Raw genomic sequence first — 13,697 nt, 5'->3', positions numbered from 1 at the left:
TTACTAAGACACTGGAAGTTTCATAATAAGCTTCCAGTTTTTCATTTCTGCTTTTCTAAATAACAAAAAAGGCTCAATAGCAGTATGCTACGAGCCTCTTCTGAAAACTGTACTAAATCAAAAATCGCTTAGCGAATATACTCTTTAAGTACGCTGTTGCGGTTGGGGTGACGCAGTTTACGCAACGCTTTCGCTTCAATCTGACGAATCCGTTCGCGGGTGACGTTGAAGATTTGGCCAATTTCTTCCAGAGTCTTCATCCGTCCATCGTCTAGGCCGTAGCGCAACCGGAGCACATCGCGCTCACGGGGGCTGAGGGTACCCAAAACACTTTCCAAATCTTCCCGCAGCAAGTTCTTAGAGACTTGATCTTCAGGTGTTTCGCCATCGGATTCTATAAAGTCGCCCAAGCGGGAGTCTTCTTCCTTACCAATGGGAGTTTCCAGAGAAATTGGTAATTGAGCAGACTTGGCAATAAACCGCAGCTTCTCGATGGTCATTTCCATGCGAGTCGCAATCTCCTCTTCTGTGGGTTTGCGGCCCATTTCTTGAGAGAGCAGCTTTGTAGTTTTCTTGATCCGAGAAATGGTTTCGTACAAGTGGACTGGCAGACGAATCGTCCGAGATTGATCTGCGATCGCTCGCGTAATGGCCTGACGAATCCACCAAGTTGCGTAGGTAGAGAACTTGTAACCCTTTTCGTGGTCAAACTTTTCAGCAGCCCGAATCAAACCAAGGCTACCTTCCTGAATCAAGTCTTGGAACGATAGACCCCGATTCATGTATTTTTTGGCGATGGAGACAACTAGACGCAGGTTAGACTGCACCATTTTCTCTTTAGCCCGCCGACCGAGGTGGAGGCGAGAGCGGAAAGCTTGCAGCCCCATATTAACTTCGCTTGCCCACTCACCGTCATGGGGTTCACGCTCTAGCTTATCGGAGAGCCTTTCGCGAATTCGCTCTAGCTCCAACAGGTCAGCAATCTTTCGCGCTAGCTCAATTTCTTCATCTGCCCGGAGGAGACGAATTCGGCCAATTTCTTGAAGATAAAGCCGAATTGAGTCTTCGGTGTAATGCTTCTTTTTAGCTTGAGCCCGTCGTCGGGTAGTGCGACCCTTGCCAGGCTTACCATCTTCTTCATCCGGCTGCACATCTAGAGAGTCATCATCTTCTTCTTCAACTAAGAAGTCATCCAGCTCACCATCCGGCTGTTCGTCAGAAGCGTCGCGAAGCGATTCGATGGTTTCGAGTACGTTATGGGCCTGGGTCATGCCGCGTTCCTCATGCTCCTTATATGTAGAGAGTCAAAAAAGTTAAGACCATAAAGATCTAAATTGAAAAACTTGTTTGGCGAAATCTCAAACAAGTTGTTTAGGTGATCATGCCGTCGAGCACGCGACGCTCATCTAGCTTTAGTATCGCTATCCCTACAACAGCATTCACCTCAACAAGCTAACAGAGATTTAAAGATCCCTATCCATCATTGGTAGCATGCTTTTTCAGAAGATAACCCCCTGAAGTTAGAGAATTTGGTCATAAACTTTGCGAAATACTCCAACCGCTAATTGTTAGCAACGCAAAAATCGACCACATTCCCAAACATACAACGCTTGGTTGAGGCTTTGCCAAGGTATAGGTGAATACTGAAATTTTGAATGTCTCTCCGATTGTAGCTTTTCTCACAAAAGTTGCATCCTTTTGCCTGCAGTAACTTCCAAAGGAAAGTTGACAGGATATGCACACTCAGCATGATGCAGCCAAGAGGGAGTTTGATTTTCATCAACTACACTCGTGAGAAATCCGTGAGCTTCTGATGATAGCGTAAACATCACGAAGAAGTGGAACTCAGGCAAACATTTCATGCAATAACGGGTTGCCAATAACCGTAGCAAGCTAAGAATGTGATTTCCAGTCCAGTAAAGCTGTAAAAGTCAGTAATTTTGACAGGTTAATTTAGCTTTCTAAACTAGAACGATGAGGTTTTCATCAAGGGAAGTCACAAAACTGGGCAATTTTCGGAGAGCCTTAAAGCGTGCGGCTTTAGGACCGCCAACGGCATCATTGAGTTTAGTTGAAAAGGCGATCGCCCTTGCCGTAGGTTAGCTCACAAGTCGCCAGCGGTTGATTCAACTTACCCACCCTAGCTCCGTGAACTTACAGTTAAAGCATGATTATTTTGGAGAAGAGATTAAGAGATCTAAATTGCTCCACTCGGATAATTAAGTTTTTCCATTAAAGCCTAGGCAGCTAATAGCTGGTTTCTTCAGCTTGAGGCGGGTCAGAAGCTTCTACTAAGGAGAACGGCGGCACCTTAGGTAAGTCTAAAGTTCCTGAATCCGCCAACATCGTTTTAAGCGCAGGATCGCGCAAGCTAATCCAGAGACTGCAAGTGTTGAGGCTGGAACTAATGACGACTGAGGTGCCTTGTTGGGCAAGCTTGCAACCGAAGTGATAGAGCTGAGGACGGTACTGTAGCTCTAAAGTTTGCAGTCGGCAAAATAATTCTCCTTGATAGGACAAGCCGTCTTGAACGCTATCACCAAACCAAAACTTAAAAATAAGAATTTTTCTCTCATCTACAACAAAAGGTAACACTTGATGTACCTGCCAGAGAGTTGCTTGATTTTAGATTCAGTAGCCTTCCGTTATAAATGAGGGAATTGCTAGGACTGCATAAGAGTCTTGCTCCCCAGCCTCTCAACGGAGAGGGTGAAAAATCAGTAGATTGTTAAGTTATTTGATTTTGAGCTGAATTGAAATTGTGCAGCTTACTATTGCACCCTAGAACCTAGCCTAGGAATGAAAATTAAACCCAAAAGGTTTACAACCAGTCAAATCATGCAACCCTGATGATTATTTATTGTAGTGTTGGCTTTGCATCTGCCAAAGTTGATCGACCGTAACAAAGTGATAACCGAGTTGTAGAAGTAGAGGAATCAGCTCAGCTACTGTGGCTGCCACGTCAACTCCCCCAAAATAGCCATCGTGCAGAACAATCAGCGAACCCTGTTGCACTTGTTTAAGTACTCGCTGCGTCACGATGGAAATGCCAGGTCGTTCCCAATCTTCTGGAACTACACTCCACATCACAGGGCGATAACCCCAATTTTTTAGCAGGTTTAAGGTTTGAGGGGTAAAAAAGCCATTAGGTGGCCGCACATCGGTCACATGCTGCTGTACATAAGCTAGATCCAAATGACAAGCTTGGGCGATCGCGTTTTGAGTTTGCTCCAAGCTTTGCTTTAAGGCTGCTGGTGTCAGTTTGGGAAAAGCTCGATGATTGTAACCGTGTAAGCCAATCCAGTAGCCTTGTTCATAAACAGTTTGAGCTACAGCGGGCGCTTGATCGACACAAGCACCGAGCCAAAAAAAACTCGCTGGAATATTGTAGGTATTGAGGACTTCTAAAAGCTGAGGGGTGTACTCCGGGTGAGGTCCATCATCAAACGTAAGGGCGATCGCGGGTGAGCTACAATGACCACTCCAGAGACAACCCGGAAAAGCAGGCTTGAGGAGCTGATATAAGACTGGATAGAGAGGAGCAAGCTGCATGAGTAATGTGGCTTAAGTTAGAAGCAAATTGCCTCGATCCTAACGAAGTTCAACTCTTTACCAAACAACTGCGTCGAACTTTAGCCGATTGCACTAACGAGGAAAGGATATCGCCACTGATCGGTTTGACTAAGAAGCCATCAAATCCTGGATTTTCTTCCTGTGGTAGCCAGCTAGGAGCATGACAATCGGTAAGGGCCACAATTGTCGTGTTACAAGTCCGAGTCATGCTACGCAAATGATGAACTAAGCCTCGTGACCATCTGTGGCGATCGCCTGACAAAATTACTAGATAAGGTGGTTCTCGATTGGCTTGAGCTACGGCCTGTGCTTCTGAGCTAGCCACACTGACAGCACAACACAGTCGGTCTAGTAGCGACTTTAAGACATCTAAATCATCTGATTGTTGGCTCAGAACCAACACATAACTCGAAATTGATTGCATAAATAACCCAGCACGCTACAAAACAATATGTCTATAAAAAACTGTTCCTTGTATGGTCTTTAAACTGCTGAAATCTCTTGCCTTAATTATCTCCTGGTTGTGTAGAAGCTAAATCTGGCTTTTTACTTTCTTTAGCTTTGAAGTGTCAAACTGGAGCTATTCATATTGCTAAAGATTAAGGTCTGCTTAAATAAATATGTTTTTTGCAGCATGATCATTGATGAAAATCAGTTTAAGTAAAGGATATTAAGGTTCACTTCGACCCAATTCTTAATATGTCTGCTGTACCTCAAAGCTTCTTCAGGCTTGTCTTTATGATTGGTGAAACCCTTTACAGATGCTGGCTTCAAATTAAGGTTCAAGTTAAAGAAGGGGTATCCCAGGCGAAAGTAATAAGGTTCAAGACTTTGGGAGAAGGTAAGAGTTGTTTTGAACGGTTGTTGCGACGAAGTGTTAGTTGTTTCTGTTGTTGTTAAATCATTAAGAAATAGTTTTAATATGGAAATGTAGATATGGATTTATAAGCTTTTAACTTTGGTGTAAGAAAAATCTTGGCTAAAAAGTAAAGATTTTGTTGAGAAATGTCGATTCGTCTTTTGTTACTCTGCTTAAGAGCAAAGCTAAATTAGCGATCGGCTTAAAAATTAATTATTTCTATATTTGTTCTCTAAGAAACTAGCTTTTTGTTAAGGAATAGGCAAAAAATTAGAATTTGATGGGGAGGTTTTATGACTTACAGGGTGGGTGCTTTTGTGAGGCTTTTGAGGCTTTGCATGGGAGCTAGTTTGGCGATCGTGCTGGCAGGGTGTGAAACTCTAACCACCAGTCAATATGAAGCGACTGCCCGCACCACCTATACGTGGCGGGTAGAATACTCCACTAATCCAGGCCGTGATCAAGCCACTCGTACCGAAGCCTTTGCGACGACTTCTCTACTGAATCGCAACGGCAATCGGCCTGAAGGTGCGGTTACAGGACCAGACGATCGGGGACTATGGTGGCCTGCTTTACCGCCTCGGCCAACTGTAGATGCAATGGAGCAGCGGCAACGCACCTATGAAAAAATTAGTACTCCCCAGATCCTCAAAACTGTGGAGTATGAAATTACTTATCAGAGTGGCGATCGCGCAACCACCGCCTTAACTAACTATGACGTGTACCGAACCGTCGTCAAGGCATTACCAAACAACACACCTCTAGAGCTGACTTTGGGGGTAGATGAGCGATCGGTTACCAAGGCAGAACCTCGGTAGCGACAAACTTCAGTAGCGACAAAAAAAGTAGCGAGCTGAAGTCAACTCCCTACTAGATTGCAATTCAGAGGCTAAGTGAATAGTGAATATAGGCTATTTTTTGTCCTTTTTGCCTTTTTTCTCCTTCACTTTGGTGCTTGACTTGTATTCATAATCGCTGGTGCTGGTAACGCTGCCTTCGCTGACCCCTACCGCCTTGTAGTTCAGGATCAGATTGCTAGCTTCATATGTTGAGACATTAGTATCGCTCACATCGATTACTTGTACGACTTGACCCGGAGGTGCAGTAATTGCAGAAGCTAAGTTGGAACTGAAGACCTGTACAGTACGGTTGACGACCGCAAAGCTGCCATTCGTAAAAGAGTTGGTGTAAGCGCAGTTTTGGGGTGGGGTGGGTAGACCCGCAATCTGGAAACTGCTGGTGTTGATCGTCTGAGAACTGCTGAGGAAAGTCACTCGCTGCGCACTATAGCTAGAGCCTGTGACTTGCGTAAAATAATCGTAGGTGTTGGTTCTAGCGTCAATCAGACCATCCTGGTTGGCATCAATTCCGTAAATAGTCCGCACTACACCATATTGGCTGGGTTGGTCGGGCAGAATCAGGGTGATGGCAGCGTTATCCGACAGCAGATCGCACTCGGTGTAACCGATAAGCTGATTTTGTTGGTTGAACAGGCGGATCACGACGCGATCGCCTTCGTTCAAGCCTCTAATAAACTTCGCCTTCGACTTCAGCTTGTACTTGCCGTCTTTTTCCTTAATCTTGCCTTTCAACTTGTAGCGAAAATCTCCGATCAAGCGCTCTGCTAAGTAGGTATTAGAACGCTTGGCCTTGAGCGAGACGCGAGCAGTGACGTAGGAAAGCGTACCTTGCGGTTGCAAAATCGTTAAACCAAAGTGACCCCGGTGAGCATCCAACTTCTTGGCAATCTGCACGGTTTGGCTAAGCTGCATATCAGATGCTACAGCCGTTTCTGTGTTGTCAGTGCTGGTTTGGGTAAAAGCGGTGGCTTGTTGAGCGCTATAGTTGCCCAAAATCATCGTTGAAGCGATCGCTACAACTGAAGCTCGCTGCCAGAGTGGACGACTCGGCTTGGAAGTACCATGCACAGTATTCTTCATAGGTCGATGAAAGTAGGTGAAAGAGCACGGACTCGTAAAGTTTTACGCTTGACTCTTAAAAGTCGCTCGTATTTCCACCCACTTGACTGCTGAGCAAATTCGGAGGTTCCTAAACTCGAGAAATATGTTTTAACGGTAAAAAATTCTTTTACCGCTTGACTCTGGCACTCACAAAGAGCTATGGCGCTAAGCGAGCTTTCTTCAATCGGTTGGTTTCGTACCACTCCGCGATCGCCGGAACCCAAGCCTGGAAATGTGGCCAAATGAGCTCACAGAGCTTTTGAGCTTCCAGTTGAGCATCTGCTTTCCAACGGAGGTCGATCAAATGCATCAGCGATCGCACGTTGGCCGACATCACCCAATGCTGCCGCACATCAAAGGGAATTAGGCTGCGGGCATGTTCCTCAGAGAAACCTTGGTCAATGCGGAGTTTGTAGCGTTCGCAACCTGCAAAGCACCACTCCAAGTCTTGCTTTCTGAGTTCTTCGGTGTATTCGTAGCGCTTACCTTGGCGATCGGTGTAAAAGCCTAGGGGACGTAGATAGAAAACATCTTCAACATCTCGCTTTCCCTCCACGACATCAATAATGCGCTGGCCTGTATAACGGAAGGATTGAACATCAAAAGAGACGCCCACGCGATGAGTACGAATTTGCTGCATGGTGGAGTGGGGGAACCAGCCGCAGTTGAGAATAATCTGGGGATGTTCTAGCGGGCCGTAGTGGCCCCGATTTCCGGCTAGTAAGTTTTTGGTGATTAACTCGCCACATTTGGCTTCATCAGGCCAGCGATCGCGCTCTCCGTAGACCCAGGCTTCGCTGTAGTCCTGGTGCATGGCTAAATAAATCGCCTGTTGAGGATTTGAGGTTGCCCTCAGGACTTCAACCTGGAATCTCTGCATGTCCGCCCATCTCTAAAAATCACGGGAACTGATCATACTGCTTTTCTGACTTCCTTATCGCCTCTTAATTGCGCCAAGAAGTTGGCAAGAATGCAATATTGCGGTTGAATTCAGCGAAAATTGAATCATTCCTGGTAGACTCGCTGCCGCAACAATTTTTTCAGCTTGGAAGGTCAATGACAATCACAATTTCGCTCAAGCTTGAACATTTCAATAGCCTAGATGTATCGCCCGTGCAAACTGTGATTGAGAAGCTCATTCGAGAGGGGGCGATCGCGGCTACAGAACAGCAAATCACCTTTGAAATTGAATATCCGCGTGAGCCTGAAGACCCTAGAGAATTGCCCGAAATCCCTGAGATTCGGCTGTGGTTTGTGCGGCTTGATGCCGCTTATCCTTGGTTACCTTTTTTGCTCGATTGGAAGGCGGGAGAACTGGCTCGTTACACTGCCATGCTAGTGCCCCACCAGTTTCATCGCGTCGAGGGCATCCAGTACAACCCAGAGGCTTTGGAGTTGTTTGTGATGAAAAAGGTATTTACCTTGGCGGATTGGCTGAAGCAGTATGGCATCCCCAGCAAAGCCCGCGTCAAGTCAATGGCTCAGATGTTTGGTTATGAGCTGGATGACGAATTTTTTAATTTAGTGGCTGTGTAGCTAGCTGTTTGAGAATCCATTCAGCAGCAGCAGGAAGATCGGCGGCAATGTAATCGGGGCGGGTGTGATGTTGGTACTCGCCAATTAAGACGCGATCGCCAAAACCAGTCTGGACTAGAATGCCCGTACAGCCTGCATTGTGAGCCATATCAATGTCTGTCGCCTTATCCCCGACCATAAAGCTGCGGCTGATGTCCAAGTCATGCTCCCATGCCGCTGCAATCAGCATGCCTGTGTTGGGTTTTCGCCAGGTACTCCAGCTCGCCAAATCGGGATGTGTCCCACCTTCTGGAGGGCTTAAGCTGGGGCAAAAATACAGCGCATCTAAACGAGCCCCTGACTCTTGGTGCAAGAGAGCGCAAAGTCGCTGATGTAAAGCCTCGACATGGCTGATTGGGTAGTAGTTGCGGGCTGGCCCCGATTGATTGGATACCAAGCAGCAAAACAAGCCTTGGTCATTTAACCGCCGCACTGCTTCAGCTGCACCTGGGACCAAATGCAAATCTTCAACGTTGTGAATGTAGCCAGCCTCAATATTCAGAACCCCGTCACGGTCCAAAAAAACCGCAACTCTACCTCCTGCCCCTTCATCCCACCCTGCGGGAACGCCAAAGGCGTACATCCTGCCTTTAACTGCCCCAAACTTTTTTGAGGACCGTTTCCGGGGTGATGTCTGCCATCTTGCCAGTAGGAGATTTGATGCTCACGAAGCGAGTTTCTCCCGACCCGTTAGTTTGAGGGAGGAGTTTGTCAGGATTGGTAGGCCCAAACAACGCTAGCGTAAAGGTTTTGACCGCAACCGCGAGATGCATCGGGGCGCTGTCGGTGCAGAGCATCAAGTTAGCCGCCGCAATCATGGCTGCCAGTTTGCCAATATCGCTCGGTTTGGTCACTTTTACATCTGAGGTTGCTGCCTGTAGTTCAGTGACAAACTCCGCATCATCTGGCCCTTGCACCACCACAACAGGGAGATTTGGTTGCCGCTTGCGGAAATCTTGAATAATTTTTTGCCAGTTTTGCACCGGGTAAATTTTATCAATACCTTTAGCTTTAGACAGTTTGCTCGATCCACCGTGAATCAGGACATAACCACTTTCTTGAATACCTAAGCGCTTTTGCTCCGCTTCGGCCCACTCAATATCTTTTTTAGGAACATTAATGGTGATTTCGGAAGATGCCCCAGAGATGTTAAGACCTTGCAAGAGGTCATGGTACATCTGAGCGGCATACTGCTCTTGCTTCAGCGGCACTGGATTCGTTAAGAAACGAGCCCCAACCGCTGCGTAACCAACCCGCGTGGGAATGCCAGTAAGCCAAAGTAACAGCCCGATCGCCCAACGCTGACCGAGTGACAAGGCAATATCGTACTCGCGATCGCGAATAATACCGAGCAGATTGCCCCAGTCTGCCAAACTATTGTTTTGTTTGAAGTCGAAAGGAATGATGTCGTGAACAGACTTACAGACTCTGTAAGCATCTTTGGCGCGGGGTTCCACGACAATATCAATCTGGGCATCGGGGTATGCCCGTTTTAGGTCATCAAGGGTCGGGAAGAACAGAAGTTGATCGCCGATCCCGCCAGGGACAAGGGCCAGTACTCGCATTATTAGAAGAGTTTAAGTTGACTGACGCTCCCTATTTTAGGTGAAGATATACCTAGCAAAACAATCATTCCTAACTAGTCAGTCTTGTGTACTTATTAATTCCAGCCGCCGGAATGGGTCGTCGCATGGGTAGCGATCGCAATAAATTGCTTCTGACCCTCTTAGAAAAACCTTTGCTCGCTTGGACCTTGCGGGCGGCGGAAGCGTCTCATCACATCCAATGGATTGGCATTATGGGCCAGCCAGAAGATTGGCCTGACTTCAAAGAAATTATTGCTAGCGTCTCCCTCACCAAGCCTGTAGAGCTGATTCAAGGTGGATCGACTCGTCAGGAATCGGTTTACAACGGTCTGCATGCACTCCCACCAGAAGCCGATCGCGTGCTGATTCATGATGGTGCCCGCTGTTTAGCAACTCCAGAACTACTCGATCGCTGTGCTGAAGCCTTGTTCGAGTGTTCCGGGCTGATTGCCGCCATCCCCGTCAAAGACACAATCAAAGTTGTAGAGCCAGAAACCCCTTGGATCAACAGCACCCCCGATCGTCAATTTTTGTGGGCTGCTCAAACGCCCCAAGGCTTTGACGTAGCGCAACTGAAGCAATGTCACGAAACAGGGCGATCGCAAGGTTGGGAAGTCACGGATGATGCCGCCTTGTTTGAGAAGTGCAACCTGCCTGTGCGGATCGTGCCTGGAGAAGAAACCAATTTGAAGGTGACAACTCCGGTAGATTTGGCGATCGCAGAGTTCATTCTGCGCCAACGCTTAAGCTCCTCAACTCCGACTTAAAATTTACTGCTGCTTTACTTCCAGAAAGCCAAGTCCCTAAAATAACGCCAGCTTAAGGAATAGGGACGCTGTTATGAGTAAAAGATTGGCAGGTAAAGTGGCTGTAGTGACAGGTGGATCCAAAGGTTTGGGGCAAGCCTTTGCCAAGCGACTGGCGGAAGATGGAGCTGATGTCGCGATCGCCGCCACCTCACTAGCCACCGAGACCGAAGAAATAGTTAAAGCAACAGGACAACGGGCGATCGCGCAAATTTGTGACGTTACTGATCCTGAATCTGTCGCTGAGTTTGCAGCGGTAGTGCAAGCGCAACTGGGAAAATGTGACATTCTGGTCAACAACGCAGGCATTTATCCCTTTCATGCTTTTGATGAGATGAGCTTTGAAGATTGGCGCAAAGTCCTAGCTGTAAGCTTGGATGGCACATTCCTCATGTGCAAAGCCTTTATTCCAGGCATGAAAGAGCGTCAGTTTGGCCGCATTATTAACCTCACTTCCACCGCTAATTGGCTAGTGATTCCCAACCTGGCTCACTACAACGCCGCCAAAATGGGTGTGATCGGCTTAACCAGAGCCTTAGCCACCGAAATGGGAGAATTTGGCATTACCGTCAACGCAGTTGCTCCAGGCTTAGTCCGCACAGGCACCACAGAAGCAGGACCACAACTGCATATGTTTGACCCGATCGCCCAGATGCAAGCCATCAAACGAACTGCTGTCCCCGACGAGATCGTTGGTGCTGTCTCATTTCTCGCCTGCCAGGATGCCGCCTTGATCACCGGACAAACCCTAGCGATCGATGGTGGCTTAGTGCGGTTGTGAATTTAAGGATGAAAGGTGAGGAGTGAGGAGTCAGAGAAAAAGACTCGAAACACTTACCGTCAGCTTCGTTTGGAGGGGGTCTGGGGGACGCAACCGTCCCTCAGCGGGAGTTTGAGGGCAGGTGCCATCAAGGGATCGGATTTTCCAAATTGAGCTTTACTCAAAATCCAAGCGATCGCCAACAGACATGCTAGAACTGACTGGACGACCTAGCTGTGCAATTGACTCATGCGCCTCCTGAATAAACTGATTGGTCTGGCTCTAGTTTTAGTTGGAGTCTACTTCCTCGGTCAAAACATCATTTTCACCACCCGGATATCACCTTACTGGTGGCGAGATATTCCAGCCGCAGGTTCAGTAATTTCCATAGCCAGCGGTATCGGCATATTAGTTTTGGGAAGTCGCAGTATTCGCCAGACAGGATGGTTGTTCGTGGGTCTAGGAATTCTCCTAGTATTTATGAGCGGCGGAGTAGTGTTGCGGCCTACCAGCCTGTGGACACTATTTTTATGCTTGCTCTGTTTAGGTGGGGGTTCTAAATTAATCACCACAGGCCGAATTTAACGATCGCCCAACTCAAGTTCCAGTTGCGGTTGAGTCAGCAGTTGACGTTGGCATCACCCAAGACTCACTCGGCAAAAACTTAATCGGAGTCCCCGCAATCATCGCCTCGATTTCACCCTTAATCACCTCATCCGCCAAAAAGTTGGCCGTGAGTAAGAACTTGAGAATTTGAAACGATCGCGTGTTGGTTTGAAAATAACCGCCATGCACATCCAGCTTTTTGATGCCAAACAAAAATAGCGTTGTGTTGATCAGGTCAATCAGCAAACCATTAAAACGATTGAGCGGAAAAGCTACCGCATTCACGCCACCTGTTTCTTGATCACCCCGCATCTCCGAGCAATCTAAATAGTTGAACTTGCGGAACAGCTCATAAGACGAAGTTGCCTGCACCGCTCGCTCCGAATGCACCATGATGCGGATGTAAGGACGGTACTGGATACTACCACTGACCCGAATCGGCTTGAGATAAAGATTACCCAGCCGCATCCCCGCCATTTGAATACTTGGCTCACTAAACCAGTTGCTCACCGTAGACAGATAACGCAGCACAATATCGCGATCGCTCGACATCAAATAAATTCGCCGACAGCGCCGCATCGCCGATCGCACATAGTTGTTGCGTCCCTCCCGCATAAATTCCAAGGGAATATCTGGTGAGGCCAAAATCAATGTGTCTAAGCGCAGATGCTCGCCAATGCTGTCAGCTTCTTCTCCCACTGGGCTGCTGGGGTCAGGCAGTAAGCTACCTTGGTCATCCTTACCAAAGCGATCGGACAAAATTCGCAGCACAGTGACCACCAAAAGCCCACCCATGCTGTGGCCGATGAGATTGAGGCTGAGCTGGCGATCGCTTGTGGTTGGTGCATTTGTCTCTATTGCCTGAGACGAATTAGATGCACTCTTGGCAAGATTGCTCAAGGCTCGATCCAACCGCCAGAAAAACTCGGCTAAATCTGGAGCGCCATAGTGAATCGCTCGGTAGCGATCGCGCAGATAGACCACAACCCGCAGCAGCAAAAACACAATTGTCCACAGCAGAAATATGGTGGGCACAATCCAGTACCACTGCACCGCCAAATCGACGGTGTCCACAAAATCGCTCCACTCCCAGACTTGAGCAACGCCAGGAAGTAGCCCCAACAACTTCAGTACTGGAATGCCAAACAGCTTCAGAAAAATGTAGAGCAACGTACCGAAAATTCCCGCTATCCCGCTCACCACGAATAAAAACTTGAAAACAATGCCGAGATGGCTGCGGTAGTCAGCCCACAAACCAGGACTAGTCACAGGCTGTTCGCTCGGCCATTGGTAGCCGATGTAAAAGTGGTCGTCCTGTAGCGTTCGGGCGTGGGTCGCGGGGTCAGGACGGTTTAGCTCGTCGGCTTCATTGGTAAACGATTCGTAAAAACCTGAAGCAGGGCTGGAATAGCCATGAGTTCTAAGGCTAAGCCGCTTAGCGTCACGCTCCTGAACGATCCGAGCGAATTCATCGACGTTGAATAGAGGCCGAAATCGGTGTGAAGGAGGCAGTTGGCGATCGACCTCTAGCGAAACTGGAGCGGTACTCGTCACCAAAAAAGTATTGGGATGCTCAAGATCGGCGTAAACCTCAAAGTTGCGGCTAATTGCTTGAGAAAACTGGCGCAACTTCCAACAGTTGAGCGTTTCCGTCACAAACTCAACATTCACTTTGCGATGAAAGTCAGGATACTTCTCTGGGCTGCACAAACTCTGCAAAACTTCGGCGATCGCTGCTTCCGAGCCTAACCCCGCATAAGTTGGTAAGGGCTCTGCTGTCGTGACTAGCGGATGGGGAGGCGTGGGATAAGCCAGCTGAACAATCCGCGCTTTAGTCCACCAGTCAGAAAATGGGGCCGCATTGCGCGTAATGGATTCTAGCCAACGACAATCATTCTGAATGGTTTCAGCAGATTTTCCTTCCCACGAGAACGGTAGACTGTCGAAAAAGCGCCGAGTAACCATAAGCAA

The 13,697-nt window shown here is 47.8% G+C and carries 14 protein-coding genes; 5 read left to right on the top strand and 9 right to left on the bottom strand.

What is annotated here, in order from left to right:
* Nucleotides 1-128: 128 nt before the first annotated feature.
* The 4 genes from rpoD to NDA01_RS04315 all read right to left on the bottom strand — a co-directional run bounded on the left by rpoD (nt 129) and on the right by NDA01_RS04315 (nt 3,997).
* Nucleotides 129-1,271 carry an RNA polymerase sigma factor RpoD gene (gene rpoD / locus NDA01_RS04330; RefSeq protein WP_190431563.1) on the bottom strand — a complete coding sequence of 381 codons (1,143 nt, stop codon included), beginning with the start codon at nt 1,269-1,271 and terminating at the stop codon, nt 129-131.
* 976 nt (nt 1,272-2,247) lie between these two features.
* The gene (locus tag NDA01_RS04325; protein WP_190431564.1) at nt 2,248-2,595 is read right to left on the bottom strand and encodes a hypothetical protein; all 348 of its coding nucleotides are present in this window, start codon (nt 2,593-2,595) and stop codon (nt 2,248-2,250) included.
* A gap of 258 nt (nt 2,596-2,853) precedes the next feature.
* Complete coding sequence (locus NDA01_RS04320; RefSeq protein ID WP_190554191.1) at nt 2,854-3,552, bottom strand: polysaccharide deacetylase family protein; 699 nt, start codon at nt 3,550-3,552, stop codon at nt 2,854-2,856.
* Nucleotides 3,553-3,601: 49 nt separating this feature from the next.
* Nucleotides 3,602-3,997, bottom strand: a complete 396-nt coding sequence (locus tag NDA01_RS04315; protein WP_190431567.1) for a response regulator — start codon at nt 3,995-3,997, stop codon at nt 3,602-3,604.
* A 728-nt stretch (nt 3,998-4,725) separates the two neighbouring features.
* On the opposite strand from NDA01_RS04315, the gene NDA01_RS04310 reads away from it, so the two are divergent.
* Nucleotides 4,726-5,250, top strand: coding sequence for a hypothetical protein (locus NDA01_RS04310; protein ID WP_348227015.1), 525 nt, complete (start codon nt 4,726-4,728; stop codon nt 5,248-5,250).
* A 93-nt stretch (nt 5,251-5,343) separates the two neighbouring features.
* Here the strand turns inward: NDA01_RS04310 and NDA01_RS04305 are convergent, their stop codons facing one another.
* Both NDA01_RS04305 and thyX read right to left on the bottom strand, forming a co-directional pair.
* The gene (locus NDA01_RS04305; RefSeq protein ID WP_348227014.1) at nt 5,344-6,372 is read right to left on the bottom strand and encodes a hypothetical protein; all 1,029 of its coding nucleotides are present in this window, start codon (nt 6,370-6,372) and stop codon (nt 5,344-5,346) included.
* Nucleotides 6,373-6,550: 178 nt separating this feature from the next.
* The gene (gene thyX / locus NDA01_RS04300) at nt 6,551-7,273 is read right to left on the bottom strand and encodes an FAD-dependent thymidylate synthase (RefSeq protein ID WP_190431571.1); all 723 of its coding nucleotides are present in this window, start codon (nt 7,271-7,273) and stop codon (nt 6,551-6,553) included.
* 176 nt (nt 7,274-7,449) lie between these two features.
* On the opposite strand from thyX, the gene NDA01_RS04295 reads away from it, so the two are divergent.
* Nucleotides 7,450-7,929 (top strand): CRR6 family NdhI maturation factor, encoded by a 480-nt coding sequence (locus tag NDA01_RS04295; RefSeq protein ID WP_348227013.1) that lies wholly within the window; start codon nt 7,450-7,452, stop codon nt 7,927-7,929.
* On the opposite strand, the gene NDA01_RS04290 is transcribed toward NDA01_RS04295, so the two are convergent.
* Both NDA01_RS04290 and NDA01_RS04285 read right to left on the bottom strand, forming a co-directional pair.
* Nucleotides 7,910-8,551 carry a D-glycero-alpha-D-manno-heptose-1,7-bisphosphate 7-phosphatase gene (locus NDA01_RS04290; protein ID WP_348227012.1) on the bottom strand — a complete coding sequence of 214 codons (642 nt, stop codon included), beginning with the start codon at nt 8,549-8,551 and terminating at the stop codon, nt 7,910-7,912. The genes NDA01_RS04295 and NDA01_RS04290 overlap by 20 nt on opposite strands.
* Before the next feature lie 7 nt (nt 8,552-8,558).
* Complete coding sequence (locus NDA01_RS04285) at nt 8,559-9,533, bottom strand: glycosyltransferase family 9 protein (RefSeq protein WP_348227010.1); 975 nt, start codon at nt 9,531-9,533, stop codon at nt 8,559-8,561.
* An 86-nt stretch (nt 9,534-9,619) separates the two neighbouring features.
* On the opposite strand from NDA01_RS04285, the gene ispD reads away from it, so the two are divergent.
* The 3 genes from ispD (at nt 9,620) to NDA01_RS04270 (ending at nt 11,705) form a co-directional block, all read left to right on the top strand.
* A complete protein-coding gene (ispD, locus tag NDA01_RS04280; RefSeq protein ID WP_348227009.1) occupies nt 9,620-10,321 on the top strand; it encodes a 2-C-methyl-D-erythritol 4-phosphate cytidylyltransferase in 702 nt (233 codons plus the stop codon).
* A 73-nt stretch (nt 10,322-10,394) separates the two neighbouring features.
* Entirely contained in the window at nt 10,395-11,141 is a 747-nt protein-coding gene (locus NDA01_RS04275) for an SDR family NAD(P)-dependent oxidoreductase (RefSeq protein WP_190431581.1), read from the top strand.
* A gap of 228 nt (nt 11,142-11,369) precedes the next feature.
* Entirely contained in the window at nt 11,370-11,705 is a 336-nt protein-coding gene (locus NDA01_RS04270; RefSeq protein WP_190431583.1) for a hypothetical protein, read from the top strand.
* Between the two features lie 12 nt (nt 11,706-11,717).
* Here NDA01_RS04270 and NDA01_RS04265 read toward each other — a convergent pair whose 3' ends face one another.
* Nucleotides 11,718-13,691 (bottom strand): alpha/beta hydrolase, encoded by a 1,974-nt coding sequence (locus NDA01_RS04265; RefSeq protein ID WP_348227008.1) that lies wholly within the window; start codon nt 13,689-13,691, stop codon nt 11,718-11,720.
* Nucleotides 13,692-13,697: the final 6 nt, after the last annotated feature.

This window comes from Trichocoleus desertorum AS-A10 (assembly GCF_039962155.1).
Lineage (GTDB): Bacteria > Cyanobacteriota > Cyanobacteriia > FACHB-46 > FACHB-46 > Trichocoleus.
The sequence above is the reverse complement of the archived record's forward strand: the minus strand, read 5'-3'. Positions and strand labels throughout refer to the sequence as shown.